We start from the raw sequence: 16,292 nt of genomic DNA, 5'->3' as shown, positions 1-16,292 counted from the left end.
GCAGGTCGCGGACCTGGCCGCGCCGCCCGGCGCGGGCGGCACCGCCGCACGGGGCGGCGCGGACGAGGCCCCGCCCGGCCGTCCCGCGGACGCCGCCGGTGCACCGGACCCCGGACCCGGCGCGGTCGTCACGGAGTCCGCGGCGGAGGAGGCCGCGCCGTCCGGCGGGGCCGGCGACGCCGCGGCGGACGTCGTCCGCGCGTCCGTCACGGTGCGCAACCCGCTGGGCCTGCACGCCCGGCCGGCGGCGGTGCTCGCGCGTTCCATGGCGGGCTTCGACGCGCGGGTCCTCGTCGAGGGCGCGAACGCGGCCTCCGTCATCGCCCTCATGAAGCTCGGTGCCACGGGCGGGCAGCGCCTGGAGGTCCAGGGGACGGGCCCGCAGGCACGGGAGGCGGTCGACGCCTTCGTCACGATGGTCGAGTCGGGCTTCGGGGAGGCGTAGGTCGGGTCGTCCGGGCGACGGGTGCTCCAGGAGCGCCCGTCCCGGCGGGGGCGAGACGGGGGTCACACCGGAGTGGCACCCCCGAAACGTGCAGCGGGTGTAACTTTGCGTCTCGTGCAGAACGTCGCGACCCTCACCACGCCCGCCGGCCCCGGCCTGCGCGAGCGCAAGAAGGCCGCCACCCGTGCCGCGCTCGTCGACGCCGCGCAGACCCTCGTCGAGGAGCGCGGGCTGGACGCCGTCACCGTCGAGGCCGTGTGCGAGGCGGCCGGCGTCTCGTCGCGGACCTTCTTCAACTACTTCGAGGCCAAGGACGACGCCGTGCTCGCGCACGCGCCGTGGTCCCTCGACCCCGCGCTCGCCGGGGCCTTCGTCGGGGGCGGCCCGACCGGCGGCCTCGCGGACGACCTCGGGCACCTCGTCGCCGGCGTGCTCTCCGCCGGGGTCGGCGACCTCGGCCGGGTCGCCCGGGGGATGGCCCTCGCGCGCACGGAGCCGCGGCTGCTGCAGCGCCACCTCGTGCTCCTCGACCGGCACAAGGACGAGCTCGTCGCGCTCGTCGCGCAGCGGGTGGGGGACGACCCGCACCGCGCCGCCACGGCGTCCGTGCTCGCCCTCACGCTCGCGCACGCCGCCTTCCAGCGGTACGACGCCGACCCCGCCCACCCGCCCGGCGAGCACGTGCTGCCCGTCCTGGCCGAGCTCCGTGCGCTCCTGACGGAGTAGCCCGAGCCCGCCGGCCACCCCGCCGGCCCCGCGTCCCCCGACGCCGACATCTCCCGCCGCCCCCGTGGCGGCGGTCCTGCCCGACCCCTCCGCCCCCGCCCGCGCCCGCGGGCCCTCCCAGACCCGAGGTCCCACGCATGTCCACCGCAGTCCGCGAACCGGCCCCGGCCGACGGCGACGGGCGGCTCGTCGTCCTGACGCCGCGCACCGTCTGGCTCATCTTCGGCGCCCTCATGGCCAGCATGTTCCTGTCCTCCCTCGACCAGTCCATCGTCGGGACGGCGATGCCGACGATCGTGGGCGAGCTCCAGGGCGTGGAGCACCAGGGCTGGGTCGTGACGATCTACATCCTCGCGATCGCGATCGTCATGCCGCTCTACGGCAAGTTCGGCGACCTGTGGGGCCGGCGCTGGCCGTTCCTCGTCGCGATCGGGCTGTTCACCGTGGCGTCCGCCGGCGCGGCGATGGCGCAGTCCTTCGGCGAGCTCGTCGCGTGGCGCGGCGTCCAGGGCCTCGGCGGCGGCGGCCTCATGATCCTGTCGCAGGCGATCATCGCCGACATCGTCCCGGCGCGGGAGCGCGGCAAGTACATGGGCCCCATGGGCGCCCTCTTCGGGATCGCGGCGGTCGTCGGGCCGCTGCTCGGCGGCCTGTTCACGGACCACCTCGACTGGCGCTGGTGCTTCTGGATCAACGTGCCGATCGGCATCGCGGCGTTCGTCGTCGCCTGGCGCACGCTCAAGCTGCCCAGCCACCGCTCCGACCGCCGCCTCGACGTCCCCGGCATCGTCCTGCTCGTGCTCGGCACGTCCGGCCTCGTCCTGTCGACCTCGTGGGACTCCTGGTCCGGCGCCGAGGGCTACGACTGGTCCGACGCCCGCCTCTCCGGCCTCGTGATCGGCACGCTCCTCGCGATCGGGGCGTTCGTCCTCGTGGAGCGGCGCGCCGAGGAGCCCGTCCTGCCGCTGCGCCTGTTCCGCAACCCCACCTTCACGATCGCCACGCTCATCGGCCTCGTGCTCGGCATGGGCATGTTCTCCGCGCTGTCCTTCCTGCCGACGTTCCTGCAGATGTCGACGGGTGCCGGGGTCACGGAGTCCGGCTTCCTCATGCTGCCGATGATGGTCGGCGTCATGCTCACGGCGATCCTCTCCGGCATCGCCATCACCCGGACCGGCCGCTACAAGGTCTTCCCCGTCGCCGGCCTGGCGATCACCGCGCTCGGGCTCGTGTGGCTCACGCGGCTGACGGGCGAGATCTCGATGGTCCTGTTCGGCGCCATGATCTTCACGCTCGGCGCCGGCCTCGGCCTCGTCATGCAGACGATCGTGCTCGCGGTGCAGAACTCCGTGGACCCGCACGAGATCGGGACCGCGACGAGCGCGAACAACTTCTTCCGGGAGATCGGCGCCGCCGTCGGCACCGCGGTGTTCAGCACCCTGTTCACCTCGCGCCTGACCGACCGCCTCGAGACGGTGTTCGCCGGCGTCCCGGCCGGTGCCGAGGGCTCCGCGTCCCCGTCGGGCCTGACGCCCGCCGCGGTCGACGCCCTGCCCGCGCCGCTGCGCGCCGGGGTCGTGGAGGCCTTCGCCGACGCCCTCGCGCCGGCGTTCTGGCTGCTCGTGCCGCTCATCCTCGTCGGCCTGGTGCTCGCGCTCTTCCTGCGCGAGGTGAAGCTCTCCGACGAGGCCGGCATGGTCGCCCGGGGCGAGGCCGTCGCGTACACCGCGGCGACGACGGGGGCCGACGGCGCCACGGGCGCGGCCGCGACCGTCGGCGGCCAGTCGCCCGCCGTGGGCGACGGGCGCGAGGTCCTCGTCGGCGACCGGGACACCACGACCGACCGCTGACCCGACGGGTCCCGGTCCCCGCCCTCCCGACGAGGTGCCGGTCCCGGCCGCTCGGCGGCCGCGGGGAGCGGCCGGAGGAGGCCTCTCGTCGGGGGGCTGAGAGCAGGCGGGGCGGACCGCGGGGGCGGGCGGGGCGGCCGGTAGCCTGGGCCGGGTGAGCACGCCGACCACCACCGTGCGGCGCAAGCGCCCCGCGAAGCCCCAGTTCACGCAGACGATGCTGGTCCTCGAGGCGTTCGTGCTGGTGTTCGCGGCGATGGTCGCGTCCGGGCTGTCGCGTGCGGGCGAGCTCGACCTCGGCCAGGGCGCCGTGTGGGGGGCCGGCCTCGGCCTCGCGGCGCTCCTCGTGGTGCTGTCGGGCCTCGTCGGGCGGCCCGGGGGCTACGTGCTCGGCTCCGCCGCGCAGCTGCTCGTCCTCGCGACGGGCCTGTGGCTGCCCATGATGTTCGTCGCCGGCGGCGTCTTCGTCGTCCTCTGGGTCGTCTCGCTGCGGCTCGGCGGCCGGATCGACCGGGAGCGGGCGGCGTTCGACGCGGCGAACCCGGACGCGGTGCCCCCGCCGCCGACCCCGCGCCGGCGCTGACCGCGGATCACCCGCGCGGGTGCCGGGACCGCGCCGGGCGGCCGCGCCCCCGCCGTTAGGGTGTGCGCCATGAGCGACACCCCGGCGCCCCAGCGCACCCTCGTCCTGGTCAAGCCCGACGGCGTGCGGCGCCGCCTCTCCGGCGAGGTGCTGCGCCGGGTCGAGGCCAAGGGCTACACCCTCGTGGCCGCCGAGCTGCGCACCGCGTCCCCGGAGCTGCTCGAGGAGCACTACGCCGAGCACGCGGGCAAGCCGTTCCTCCCCGCGCTCGTGGAGTTCATGAGCAGCGGCCCCGTGCTCGCCGCGGTCGTCGAGGGCCACCGCGTCATCGAGGGCTTCCGCTCCCTCGCGGGCGCGACCGACCCGACGACGGCCGCCCCGGGCACCATCCGCGGGGACCTGGCCCACGACACGGGCCGCGCGCTCATCGAGAACGTCGTCCACGGCTCCGACTCGCCGGAGTCGGCCGCGCGGGAGATCGGGCTCTGGTTCCCCGCGCTCTGACCGTCCGGCACCCGCACGGGACGCCCCCAGCCCTGCAGGACGCCCGCCCCGGCGCGCGTCCTCGGGGCGGGGGCGCCGTCGCGTCCGGGGGCGGCCGTAGGGTCGGGCCGTGCACCTGAAGACGCTCACCCTGCGGGGGTTCAAGTCGTTCGCCTCGGCGACGACCCTCGACCTCGAGCCGGGCATCACGTGCGTCGTCGGCCCCAACGGCTCGGGCAAGTCCAACGTCGTCGACGCGCTGGCCTGGGTCATGGGGGAGCAGGGCGCCAAGTCGCTGCGCGGCGGCACGATGGAGGACGTCATCTTCGCCGGGACGACCGGCCGGCCCCCGCTGGGCCGGGCGGAGGTCGCGCTGACGATCGACAACACGGACGGCGCGCTGCCGATCGACTACACCGAGGTGACGATCTCGCGGACGCTGTTCCGCAACGGCGGGTCCGACTACGCCATCAACGGGCAGGCCTGCCGCCTCCTGGACATCCAGGAGCTGCTGTCGGACTCGGGCCTCGGCCGGGAGATGCACGTGATCGTCGGGCAGGGCCGGCTCGACGCGGTCCTGCGGGCCACCCCCGAGGAGCGCCGCGGCTTCGTCGAGGAGGCCGCGGGCGTCCTCAAGCACCGCAAGCGCAAGGAGAAGGCCCTGCGCAAGCTCGACGCGATGCAGGGCAACCTCACGCGCCTGGGCGACCTCACCGGCGAGCTGCGGCGACGGCTCGGCCCGCTGGGGCGCCAGGCGGAGGTGGCGCGCCGGGCCGCCACCGTGCAGTCCGACCTGCGCGACGCGCGGGCGCGCCTGCTCGCGGACGACCTCGCCCAGCTCCAGGCCACGCTCGAGGCGGAGCTGGCGGACGAGTCGGCGCTCGTGGCCCGGCGCACCCAGGTCGAGGCCGGCCTGGCGGCGGCGCGCGAGCGGCTGGCAGGCCTCGAGCGGGCGGCGGCGGAGGCCGCGCCGGCCCTCGGCGCGGCGAACGACACGTGGTACCGCCTGTCGGCCCTGCGCGAGCGCGTGCGCGGCACGGCCTCCCTCGCCGCGGACCGGGTGCGCCTGCTCGGCTCGGCCGAGCCCGCGCGGACCGGGGGCCAGGACCCCGACGAGCTCGACGCGCAGGCGGAGCGGGCCCGTCGCGCGGAGGCCGAGCTGCTCGCCGAGGTCGCGGCGTCCCGGGCGGCCCTGGAGAGGGCCGTCGCCGCGCGGCAGGAGGCGGAGGACGCCGCGGCCGGGGCCGAGCGCGCGCTCGCCTCGGCGCTGCGCGCGGCGGCGGACCGGCGGGAGGGCGTCGCCCGCCTGGCCGGGCAGGTGGCGGCCCGGCGCAGCCGCGTCGAGGCGACGGAGGCCGAGCTCGGGCGGCTGCAGGAGTCCCTCGTCGCGGCCGAGCGCCGCCACGCCGAGGCGACGACGGCCTTCGCCGCGCTCGAGGCCGAGGCGGTCGACGTCGAGGAGGGCGAGGAGGACCTCGACGCCGCGCACGAACGGGCGACCGCCGCGCACGACGAGGCCCGCGAGGCCGTCGAGGACCTGCGGGCCCGGCTGGCGGACGCCGAGCGCGAGCGCACGGCGCTGACCGCGCGGGCGGAGACGCTCGAGCTCAGCCTCACGCGCAAGGACGGCGCGGGCGCCCTGCTGGCCGCGGACGACCTGCGCGGCACCCTCGGCACCGTGGCCGCCCTGCTGGGGGTCGCCGAGCGCGACGAGGAGGCCGTCGTCGCCGCCCTCGGACCCGTCGCGGACGCCGTCGCGGTGGAGTCCGTCGACGCCGCCGTCGACGCGCTGCGGTGGCTGCGCCTGCAGGACGCGGGACGGGCGACCCTGCTCGTGGGGACCGGCGAGGGCCCCGGCGGCGGCGGGGCGGGGCCGGACGACGCCGCCGGGGGCGCGGCGCGCAGGGCGCTGCAGCAGCTCACCGAGGACCTGCCGGCCGACGCCGACCGCGCCGTCGACCTCGTGCAGGCGCCGCCGGCCGTGCACGAGGCGGTGGCGGACGTGCTGGCGGGGGTGGCGGTCGTGGAGGACCTGGCGCGCGCCCGCGCCCTCGTGGCCGAGCGGCCCGGGCTCGTCGTCGCGACGCGGGCCGGGGACCTGCTCGGGCGCCACCGGGCCGTAGGCGGCTCCGCGACCGCACCGAGCGCCCTGCACCTGCAGTCCGCGCACGACGCGGCCCGGGAGGGCGCGGCGGCCGCGGCGGCCACCGCGGAGCGGCTGCGCTTCGGGCTGTCCGGCGCGACCGAACGCCTCGAGGGGGCCCGTGCCGAGCACGAGGCCACGCTGGAGCGGCTGCACGAGTCGGACGCGGCGCTCGCGGCCGTCGCGGAGCGGCTGGGGCACCTCGGCGCGTCGGCGCGCTCCGCCCGCGCCGAGGCCGAGCGCGTCCGCGCCTCCCTCGCCGCGGCCACGACGGGGCTCGACGAGGGCCGGGCCGAGCTCGCCGCGCTCGCCGAGCGCCTCGCCGCCGCCGACGTGGCACCCGAGGAGAGCGAGGCGCGGATCGTCGAGGACAGCCGGCGGCGGGACGAGCTGTCCGCCGTCGCCACCGGGGCGCGGACGCGCGAGACGGAGGCGCGGCTGGCGCTGCGCACGAGCGAGGAGCGCGCCCGTGCCCTCGCCGGCCGCGCCGCGGGCCTGGAGCGGGCAGCCGAGAGCGAGCGCACCGCCCGGGCGCGCGCCGCCGAGCGGGAGCGGGCGCGCCGCACCCAGGCGCGGGTCGCGGCGGCGGTCCACGACGGCGCCGAGCGGGTGCTGGGCGTGCTCGAGCGCTCCCTCGCCACCGCGGCGTCGGAGCGCGATGCCGCCGAGGCCGCCCGCACGGAGCGCGACGCGGCGCTCGTCGCGTGCCGGGCCGAGGTGGACGCGCTGGCGCGGGAGCTCGCCGAGCTCACGGACGCCGCCCACCGCGACGAGGTCGCCCGCACCCAGCAGACGCTGCGCGTGGAGGCGCTGCGCGCCCGGGCGGTGGAGGACCTCGGCCTCGACCCCGACGTGCTGCTCGAGGAGTTCGGCCCCGACCGGGACGTCCCCGTGGTGCTGCCCCCGGGGGAGACGCCCGCGGAGGGCGCCCCGACGGCCGTGCCGTACGTGCGGGCGGAGCAGGAGAAGCGGCTGCGCTCGGCGGAGCGCGCGCTCGCGCAGCTCGGCAAGGTCAACCCGCTCGCCCTCGAGGAGTACACCGCGCTGGAGGAGCGGCACCGGTTCCTCACGGAGCAGCTCGCAGACCTCAAGCGCTCGCGCTCGGACCTGCTCGACATCGTGAAGGAGATCGACGAGCGCGTGGAGCGCGTGTTCGCCGAGGCGTTCGCCGACACGGCGGCGCAGTTCGACCGCGTGTTCCCCCGGCTGTTCCCGGGCGGCGAGGGGCGGCTCGTGCTCACCGACCCGGACGACATGCTCACCACCGGCATCGAGGTGGAGGCCCGGCCGGCGGGCAAGAAGGTCAAGCGGCTGTCGCTGCTCTCGGGCGGGGAGCGGTCCCTCACCGCCGTGGCCCTCCTCGTGGCGATCTTCAAGGCCCGGCCGAGCCCGTTCTACGTCATGGACGAGGTGGAGGCGGCCCTCGACGACACGAACCTCGGGCGGCTGCTGGAGATCTTCCGCGAGCTCCAGGAGGACTCCCAGCTCATCGTCGTCACGCACCAGAAGCGGACGATGGAGATCGCCGACGCCCTCTACGGCGTGACGATGCGCGGGGACGGCGTCACCACCGTCATCTCCCAGCGCCTGCGGGAACCGGCGGCGGCCGGCGCCTGAGGAGGGGGCCGGCCGCGCCGACGACGCCCCCGGCCGCCCGCGCGCGGCTCGCGGTGCGGCTCCCCGGGCGGCGGACGTGCGCGGACGGGTGCGGGTGTGGAGGTTCGGTGACGGATCGGCACCGACGGCACGCCCGGGTCATCGCCGGGCGCGGACGTGCCGATCATGGGGTGTGGCCATCGCTCTCACCCTCCTCCTCGTCCTGCTCGTCGCCGCCGCGGTCCTCGTGGGCGTGGCCGCCCTCCTCGTCGACGACGAGGGGCAGCGCCCCCTGCCCGCCCTGCGCGCCGCCCTCGCGGAGGTGCGCCGCCGCCGTCGCGGCACCCCCGCCGCCGCGGCGCCCGCGCCGGTGACCGCCGAGGCCGAGGCCGAGCCCGTCGACGTGTCCCTCGCCGACCTCCTGCGCGCCACGACGGAACGCGGCGAGGCCTACCTGCGCGTCGACGAGCTCGCCGCCGGCCTGCAGAAGGCCACGGAGCGCGTGCAGGAGCGCACGACCGACCTCGTCGCGCACGTCCGCCGCGGCTGACCGCACCCGCCCGGCGGCCGCCGCCCGGCCGCCGACGGCCCCGCGTGACGACGCACCGGTTACCGGACGCGGACGCGGACCCGCCACACTGGGCGCGTGATCGAGGACCTCCTTCCCGAGCTGCTCGCCGTCGGACTGCCCGCCGCGGCCGTCGTGACGGCGGCGGCCGTCCTGCTCCGCCGGCGTGGCCGCGGCGCCCCGCCCCGCCCCGAGGACCGCCCCTCCGGCGGCACGACCACCCTCGCGCCCGACCGGCCCTCCGGCGCCACGGTGCTGCCGCCCGTCCCGCCGACGGCCGACGCCCCGGGGGCGCCGCCGCTCGCGCCCGACGACCCCGCCCTCGACGAGGACGTGCTCGCCGCCCCGCCGCTGGAGGTGCCCGCCCCCGTCGCGGGGCGCTGGACCCGGCTGCGCGAGCGCCTCGCCCGCTCGGGCTCGCCGCTGGGCTCGCGCCTGCTGACGGTCCTGTCCCGCGACCACCTCACGGAGGACGACTGGGACGAGCTGGAGGAGACCCTCCTGCTCGCCGACGTCGGCGCGGGCCCCACGGGCGAGCTGCTCGACGCGCTGCGCACGCGCCTGCGGGTGCAGGGCGTCCGGGACCCCGGCGCCGCCCGCACGGTCCTGCGCGAGGAGCTGCTGGCCCTCGTCGACCCGTCCCTGGACCGCTCGCTGGCCACGGCACCGACCACGGCGGAGGACGGCTCGCCCGTGCCGGCGGTCGTGCTCGTCGTCGGGGTGAACGGCACCGGCAAGACGACGACCGTGGGCAAGCTCGCCCGGGTCCTCGTCGCGGAGGGCCGCACGGTGGTGCTCGGCGCGGCCGACACCTTCCGCGCCGCCGCCGCGGACCAGCTCCAGACCTGGGGCTCGCGCGTCGGCGTCCCGACGGTGCGCTCCGACCGGGACGGCGCCGACCCCGCGGCGGTCGCCTTCGACGCCGTGCGCACGGGCCGCACGACCGGTGCGGACGTCGTGCTCGTCGACACCGCCGGCCGCCTGCAGAACAAGGCCGGCCTCATGGACGAGCTCGGCAAGATCACGCGGGTGCTCACCCGCGAGGCGCCGCTGTCCGAGGTGCTCCTCGTCCTCGACGCGACGACGGGCCAGAACGGCCTGCAGCAGGCGAAGGTGTTCGGGGAGGTCGCGGGCGTCACGGGCATCGTCCTGACGAAGCTCGACGGCACGGCCAAGGGCGGCATCGTCGTGGCCGTCCAGCGCCAGCTCGGGGTGCCGGTGAAGCTCGTCGGCCTGGGGGAGGGCCCCGACGACCTCGCGCCCTTCGACCCCGAGGCCTTCGTCGACGGGCTCCTCGAGGGCTGAGGCCACGCCCCGGCGCCCGGCCGGCCGCTCACCTGTGCGGGTGAACGCCGGGCGGCACGGGGGCGCCGAGAGGCCGCGGAAACCCAGTGTTTACGCGGGGGGGCCCGTTGTCACACCCCTGTAACGCCGCGCGTCCCCGGGGGAAACGCCGCTCCCCGATGTTTGTCGCCGACAGGACATCCCTCCCCCTGGCCTGCGAGAAGGGCGACCCATGTTCGAACTGGACAGCGGCAACACCGCGTTCATGATCCTGGCGGCCTCGCTCGTGCTGCTGATGACGCCCGCGCTGGCGTTCTTCTACGGCGGCATGGTGCGCGGCAAGAGCGTGCTCAACATGATGATGATGAGCTTCGGGGCCCTCGGCCTCGTCAGCCTCATCTGGGTCCTGTACGGGTACTCGGCCACCTTCGGATCCGGCAACTACCTCGGGCTCTTCGGCAACCCGTTCGAGTTCTTCGGCCTGCAGGGCGCCTCCGACGAGAGCTCCCTCATGGCCGCGACGGGCGTGCCGTTCCTCGTCGCCGCCGGCTACCAGGCGACGTTCGCGATCATCACGGTCGCGCTCATCTCCGGCGCCGTCGCCGACCGCATGAAGTTCGGCTCGTGGATGGTCTTCGCGGGCGTCTGGGCGACGCTGGTCTACATCCCCATGGCCCACATGGTCTGGGGCGGCGGGCACCTGTCGGGTGCGGGCGCCATCGCCGAGGCGCTGTCGGTCCCCATCGACTTCGCCGGCGGCACGGTCGTGCACATCAACGCCGGCGCCGCGGGCCTCGCGCTCGCCCTGGTCCTCGGCAGGCGCAAGGGCTTCGGCCGCGAGCCGATGCGCCCGCACAACCTGCCCTTCGTCATGCTGGGCGCCGCCCTGCTGTGGTTCGGCTGGTTCGGCTTCAACGCGGGCTCGGAGTTCGCGGCGGACGCCACGGCCGGCCGCGCCTGGGTCAACACCGTCGTCGCCACGGCCGTGGCGATGCTCGCCTGGCTCGTGACGGAGAAGGTCCGCGACGGCCACGCCACCTCGCTCGGCGCCGCCTCCGGCATCGTCGCGGGCCTCGTGGCCATCACGCCGGCGGCCGCGGCCGTCGACACGTGGGGCGCGATCGTCATCGGCCTCGTCGCCGGCGTGCTCTGCGCCCTGGCGGTCGGCCTGAAGTACCGGTTCGGCTACGACGACTCGCTCGACGTCGTCGGGGTGCACCTCGTCGGCGGTCTCGTCGGCACGGTCCTCATCGGGCTCTTCGCCACGGACGCCAACGCCACCTGGTACCCCGACGGCGCCCTCAACGGCCTCTTCTACGGCGGCGGTGCCACCCAGCTGGTGACGCAGGTCGTCGTGGCGCTCATCGCGGTCGTGTTCTCGTTCGTGGCCACCTACGTCATCGCGCTCGTCCTGCGGGCGACGATCGGCGTGCGCGCCCCGGAGGAGATCGAGGTCGGCGGGATCGACCAGTCGGTGCACGGTGAGTCGGCCTACGAGACCCTCGGCGGGTCCCGTGTCGTGACGGAGGTGAAGTGATGACGAAGCTCGTGCAGGCGGTCATCCAGCCGCACCGGCTGGACGACGTGAAGTCGGCCCTCGAGGCGGCGGGCGTCCGCGGCCTCACGGTGAGCGAGGCCAGCGGCTACGGCCGCCAGCGGGGGCACACGGAGGTCTACCGCGGTGCGGAGTACACCGTGGACCTCGTGCCCAAGGTGAAGATCGACGTCCTGGTGGCCGACGAGGACGCCCCCGGCGTGCTCGACGTGGTCGTGAAGGCCGCGCAGACCGGCAAGATCGGCGACGGCAAGGTCTGGGTGGTCCCGGTGGAGGACGTCGCGCGCGTCCGCACCGGCGAGCACGGCGCCGACGCCCTCTGACGCGCCCGTGACGACCCACCCGCCGGACGCCCCCCGGCCGCCCGCCCCGGGCGTGCCGGGGGGCGGCCCCGCCGGGGGGCCGTCCGGGCCGTCGGGCGCGGCCGGCCCGTCGGCCGGCCCCGAGGTCCCGCACCCCCGCACCGGGGTGCGGGACCTCCGCACGGAACGGCTGGAGCTCGCCACGGCGATGACGGGGCCGGGCTCGGACGGCGTCGCCCGGCGCACCGCCGTCGTCGACCTCGTCGTGCGGCGCCTCGCGGAGCACTGGGCGGAGGCGACGGCCGACCTGGACACGGCGGGCGTCGCTCTGGGCGCCGTGGGCAGCACGGGCCGCGGCGACGCCGGCCCCTCCAGCGACCTCGACCTGCTCCTCGTCCACGAGGGCCGTGGGCACTCCGCCGACAGCCTCGCGGAGCTCGCGCAGCGCCTCTGGTACCCCGTGTGGGACGCGGGGCTGGACCTCGACCACTCGGTGCGGTCCGTGGCGCAGTGCCGCCAGGTGGCCTCGAAGGACCTGCCGGCCGCCGTCGGGCTGCTCGACCTGCGCCCCGTGGCCGGCGACGCGGTGGTCGTGCAGCGGGCCCTGGCGGCCCTGCGCGAGGACTGGCGCGACGCCGCCCGCCGCCGCCTGCCCGAGCTGCTCGCCTCCGCCCGGCAGCGCGCGGAGCGCTCGGGCGAGCTCGCGTACCTCATCGAGCCCGACCTCAAGGAGGCCCGGGGCGGCATCCGCGACGCCGTGGTGCTCTCGGCGCTGGCGGCCACCTGGCTGACCGACCGTCCCCACGGGGCCGTCGACGCCGCCTCCGCGCACCTCCTCGACGTCCGCGACACCCTCCAGGTCGTCACGCGCCGCCGCACGACCCGCCTGGGGCTGGCCGACCAGGACGAGGTCGCCGCCCGCGCGGGCTTCGACGACCGCGACGACCTGCTCGCCTCCATCGCCGAGGCGGGGCGGATCATCTCCTACGCCCTCGACACGACCGTCCGCAACGCCCGGCAGGCCCTCGCCCGCCCGGCGCGGGCCGCGCTGCTGGCGCGCCGGCGGGGGACCGCGCCGCGGCTGCGGACGATCGCGGAGGGCCTCGTCGAGCACGACGGCGAGATCGTCCTCGCGGTCGACGCGCGCCCGGCCGAGGACCCCGTGCTGTCCCTGCGCGCCGCCGCGACCGCCGCCCGGACGGGGCTGGCCCTGTCCCCGGTGACCGTGGCGAGCCTGGAGGTGACCCCGCCGCTGCCGGAGCCCTGGCCCCGGGCCGCGCGCACGCACCTGCTGCAGCTCCTCGGCTCCGGCCCCGCGCAGGTGCCCGTCTGGGAGGCGCTCGACCTCGCCGGGGTCGTCACGACCTGGATCCCGGAGTGGGCCGGCGTGCGCAACCGGCCCCAGCGCTCGCCCGTGCACCGCCACACCGTCGACCGGCACCTCGTCGAGACCGCCGCCCGCGCCGCGCGCGACCGCAAGGTGCTCGAGCTCGGGGACACCCTCCTCGTGGCGGCGGTCCTGCACGACATCGGCAAGCGGGCCGGGGCCGGGGACCACAGCGTCACCGGCGCGCGCCTCGTCGGGCCGATCGTCCGGCGGATGGGGTTCGACGAGCCCGTCGTGGCCGACGTGACCCGGCTCGTGCGGGAGCACCTGACGCTCTCCGAGCTCGCGACGACCCAGGACCCCGACGACCCGGCGACGGTGGAGCGGCTGCTCGCTGCGGTCGACCACCGGCCGGCGCTGCTCGAGGTGCTGCGGGCCCTCACGGAGGCCGACGCGTCGGCGGCGGGGCCGCAGGCGTGGAGCGCGTGGCGCGGGCGGCTCGTCGACGACCTGACGGACCGGGCCCGGCAGCGGCTGACGGGTACCCTGAGGGGGGCGTAGGGCCCGGGCGTGCGCCGTCGGTGCGACGGCCGGCCCGCCCGGCGCCCCCCGACCGTCCCCGACGCACCGGACCCGGTGCCGACGCCCCACCCCAGGAGGAGCCCGCGGTGTTCGCCTCGCTGTCGGACCGGCTGACCTCGACCTTCCGGAACCTGCGCACGAAGGGCCGGCTCACCGAGGCCGACATCGACGCGACGGTCCGCGAGATCCGGCGTGCCCTGCTCGACGCGGACGTCGCCGTCCCGGTCGTGCGCGCGTTCACCGGCGCGGTGCGCGAGCGCGCGCTGTCGGTCGAGGTGAGCGGCGCCCTCAACCCGGCGCAGCAGGTCGTCAAGATCGTCAACGACGAGCTCGTCGGCATCCTCGGCAAGGAGACCCGCACCCTGCGGTTCGCCAAGACGCCGCCGACGGTCATCCTGCTCGCCGGCCTCCAGGGCGCCGGCAAGACGACGCTCGCCGGCAAGCTGGCGCTGCACCTCAAGGGGCAGGGGCACACGCCGCTCCTGGTCGCCGCGGACCTGCAGCGGCCCAACGCCGTCACGCAGCTCCAGGTCGTCGGGGAGCGCGCGGGCGTGCCGGTCTTCGCGCCCCACCCGGGCAACCAGGGCCACGAGGAGACGCTGCCCTCGGGCGCCGACCCCGTCGGCGTGGCCCGCGAGGGTCTGGCCGAGGCGCACCGCCGCCACCACGACGTGCTCATCGTCGACACCGCCGGCCGCCTCGGCATCGACGCCGAGCTCATGGCGCAGGCCGCGGCGATCCGCGAGGCCGTCCAGCCCGACGAGACGCTCTTCGTCATCGACGCGATGATCGGCCAGGACGCCGTCACCACCGCGCAGGCGTTCGCCGACGGCGTGGGCTTCACCGGCGTCGTGCTGTCCAAGCTCGACGGCGACGCGCGCGGCGGTGCGGCGCTGTCCGTCGCGAGCGTGACGGGGCGGCCGATCCTCTACGCGTCCACGGGCGAGAAGCTCACGGACTTCGAGGTCTTCCACCCCGACCGCATGGCCTCGCGCATCCTCGACATGGGCGACGTGCTCACCCTCATCGAGCAGGCCGAGAAGGCGTTCGACGCCGAGCAGGCCGAGAAGATGGCGGGCAAGCTCGTCAGCGGCCAGGACTTCACGCTGGCGGACTTCCTCGTGCAGATGCAGCAGCTGCGCAACATGGGGTCCATCAAGAAGATGTTCGGGATGCTGCCGGGCATGGGGCAGATGCGCGAGGCCCTGGACAACTTCGACGAGCGCGAGGTCGACCGCATCGAGGCGATCATTCGGTCGATGACGCCGGGGGAGCGGGACAACCCCAAGATCATCAACGGCTCGCGCCGCGCCCGGATCGCGAAGGGCTCCGGCGTGACGCCGGCCGACGTCAACGGCCTGCTCGACCGGTTCGCCCAGGCCCAGACGATGATGCGCACCATGGCGCGCGGCGGCGGCATGCCCGGGATGGGCGGCATGGGCAGCCTGCCGGGCTCCGGCAAGAAGGCCCGGGGCCGGACGGCCGCCCCGGCGAAGAAGGCGAAGGCCAAGAGCGGCAACCCCGCCAAGCGGGCGGAGCAGGAGCGGCTCGGCGGTCAGCGTCCCGCGGCCCCGGCCGGCTCGGCGTTCGGGCTGGCGCCGGCGCCGGCGCCGGAGGCGGACGCGGCGGACCTCCAGCTGCCCGCCGGCTTCGACCGCTTCCTCGGCGGGCGCTGAGGGCGGTGCGGGTGGCCGGGCCCGGCCCCGCGGCGCTCGACGCGCCCGTCCTGCACCTGCGCGGGACGGTCGTGCGGGGCGACGAGGACGAGGCCGGCCAGGCCTGGGTCGTCGGCGGGCGGATCACGTACGCCCGCCCGGCGGCCCCCGTCGACGCGGTGCTCGAGGGGTGGGTGCTGCCCGGCCTCGTCGACGTCCACTGCCACATCGGGCTCGCGGCGGACGGGGCGGTCGACCGCGCCACCGCCCGCGCGCAGGCGGAGGCCGACCGCGACAGCGGCGTCCTCCTCGTCCGCGACGCGGGCTCCCCGGCCGACACCTCCTGGGTGCACGCGGAGGACGACCTGCCGCGGCTGGTCCGCGCGGGCCACCACCTCGCGCGGCCGCGGCGCTACCTGCGCCACTACGCCCGCGAGCTCGACAGCGTGGCCGACCTGCCGGCGGCGGTGGCGGAGGAGGCCCGGCGCGGGGACGGCTGGGTCAAGCTCGTCGCGGACTGGATCGACCGCGACCTCGGGCCCGAGGGCGACCTGCGCCCCCTGTGGCCGCGGGAGGTCCTCGTCGAGGCCGTGGCCGCCGCGCACGCCGAGGGCGCGCGGGTGACGGCGCACACCTTCGCCACGGAGTCGCTCGACGACCTGCTCGACGCCGGCGTCGACGGGCTCGAGCACGCCACCGGCGCGGACGCCGGGCACATCGCGCGGATGGCGGCGACGGGCGTCCCCGTGACGGCGACGCTGCTCCAGGTCGCGCAGTTCGAGCGCATCGCCGCCCAGGGGGAGGCGCGCTACCCGCGCTTCGCGGCGCGCATGCGGGCGATGCACGCGCGGCGGTACCAGCACGTGCGCGACCTGCACGACGCCGGGGTGCGGGTGCTCGTCGGGACGGACGCGGGCGGCACCCTCGGCCACGGTCTCGTCGTCCAGGAGATGGCGGAGATGGTCCGGGCGGGGCTGCCGCCGGCGGAGGTCGTCGCGGCGGCGAGCTGGCGCACCCGGGCCTGGCTGGGGGCGCCGTCCCTCGACGAGGGCGACCCGGCGGACCTCGTCGTGCTGCCCGCGGACCCGCGGGTCGACGTGGGCGTGCTCGGCGCACCCACGGCCGTCGTGCTGCGCGGGCGGCGCGTGCGCTGACGGCGCGCGCGCCCACGGCCCGGGTCCCGGGGCTCGGCC

Annotated in this window: 13 protein-coding genes; all 13 read left to right on the top strand. The window is 76.9% G+C overall.

What is annotated here, in order from left to right:
- On the top strand, nt 1–445 hold a 445-nt coding region (locus EJA20_RS19085), incomplete at its 5' end, for an HPr family phosphocarrier protein (RefSeq protein WP_205687423.1).
- 114 nt (nt 446–559) lie between these two features.
- A complete protein-coding gene (locus EJA20_RS08620; RefSeq protein ID WP_129337739.1) occupies nt 560–1,171 on the top strand; it encodes a TetR/AcrR family transcriptional regulator in 612 nt (203 codons plus the stop codon).
- Between the two features lie 137 nt (nt 1,172–1,308).
- Nucleotides 1,309–3,021 carry an MDR family MFS transporter gene (locus EJA20_RS08615; RefSeq protein ID WP_129337738.1) on the top strand — a complete coding sequence of 571 codons (1,713 nt, stop codon included), beginning with the start codon at nt 1,309–1,311 and terminating at the stop codon, nt 3,019–3,021.
- A 154-nt stretch (nt 3,022–3,175) separates the two neighbouring features.
- Entirely contained in the window at nt 3,176–3,604 is a 429-nt protein-coding gene (locus EJA20_RS08610; RefSeq protein ID WP_240675232.1) for a DUF4233 domain-containing protein, read from the top strand.
- Nucleotides 3,605–3,673: 69 nt separating this feature from the next.
- On the top strand, nt 3,674–4,108 hold the full coding sequence (ndk, locus tag EJA20_RS08605) for a nucleoside-diphosphate kinase (protein ID WP_129337737.1): 435 nt from the start codon (nt 3,674–3,676) through the stop codon (nt 4,106–4,108).
- Nucleotides 4,109–4,217: 109 nt separating this feature from the next.
- Entirely contained in the window at nt 4,218–7,847 is a 3,630-nt protein-coding gene (gene smc / locus EJA20_RS08600) for a chromosome segregation protein SMC (protein ID WP_129337736.1), read from the top strand.
- A 172-nt stretch (nt 7,848–8,019) separates the two neighbouring features.
- The gene (locus EJA20_RS08595) at nt 8,020–8,376 is read left to right on the top strand and encodes a hypothetical protein (protein WP_129337735.1); all 357 of its coding nucleotides are present in this window, start codon (nt 8,020–8,022) and stop codon (nt 8,374–8,376) included.
- Between the two features lie 99 nt (nt 8,377–8,475).
- Entirely contained in the window at nt 8,476–9,699 is a 1,224-nt protein-coding gene (gene ftsY / locus EJA20_RS08590; protein ID WP_420836421.1) for a signal recognition particle-docking protein FtsY, read from the top strand.
- Nucleotides 9,700–9,910: 211 nt separating this feature from the next.
- Complete coding sequence (locus tag EJA20_RS08585; RefSeq protein ID WP_129337733.1) at nt 9,911–11,215, top strand: ammonium transporter; 1,305 nt, start codon at nt 9,911–9,913, stop codon at nt 11,213–11,215.
- Nucleotides 11,215–11,556, top strand: a complete 342-nt coding sequence (locus EJA20_RS08580; protein WP_129337732.1) for a P-II family nitrogen regulator — start codon at nt 11,215–11,217, stop codon at nt 11,554–11,556. Before EJA20_RS08585 ends, EJA20_RS08580 begins: the two co-directional genes overlap by 1 nt.
- 145 nt (nt 11,557–11,701) lie before the next feature.
- Complete coding sequence (locus tag EJA20_RS08575; RefSeq protein ID WP_420836418.1) at nt 11,702–13,423, top strand: [protein-PII] uridylyltransferase; 1,722 nt, start codon at nt 11,702–11,704, stop codon at nt 13,421–13,423.
- 107 nt (nt 13,424–13,530) lie between these two features.
- The gene (ffh, locus tag EJA20_RS08570; protein ID WP_129337731.1) at nt 13,531–15,120 is read left to right on the top strand and encodes a signal recognition particle protein; all 1,590 of its coding nucleotides are present in this window, start codon (nt 13,531–13,533) and stop codon (nt 15,118–15,120) included.
- Between the two features lie 11 nt (nt 15,121–15,131).
- A complete protein-coding gene (locus EJA20_RS08565; protein ID WP_129337730.1) occupies nt 15,132–16,253 on the top strand; it encodes an amidohydrolase family protein in 1,122 nt (373 codons plus the stop codon).
- Nucleotides 16,254–16,292 lie beyond the last annotated feature (39 nt).

It is taken from the genome of Cellulomonas endophytica (genome assembly GCF_004123805.1).
GTDB lineage: Bacteria > Actinomycetota > Actinomycetes > Actinomycetales > Cellulomonadaceae > Cellulomonas > Cellulomonas endophytica.
The sequence above is the reverse complement of the archived record's forward strand: the minus strand, read 5'-3'. Positions and strand labels throughout refer to the sequence as shown.

Coding starts and splice junctions, on each gene's coding strand:
- EJA20_RS08615 (WP_129337738.1), top strand. CDS start 1,309: ATGTCCACCGCAGTCCGCGAACCGGCCCCGGCCGACGGCGACGGGCGG.
- ndk (WP_129337737.1), top strand. CDS start 3,674: ATGAGCGACACCCCGGCGCCCCAGCGCACCCTCGTCCTGGTCAAGCCC.
- EJA20_RS08585 (WP_129337733.1), top strand. CDS start 9,911: ATGTTCGAACTGGACAGCGGCAACACCGCGTTCATGATCCTGGCGGCC.
- EJA20_RS08580 (WP_129337732.1), top strand. CDS start 11,215: ATGACGAAGCTCGTGCAGGCGGTCATCCAGCCGCACCGGCTGGACGAC.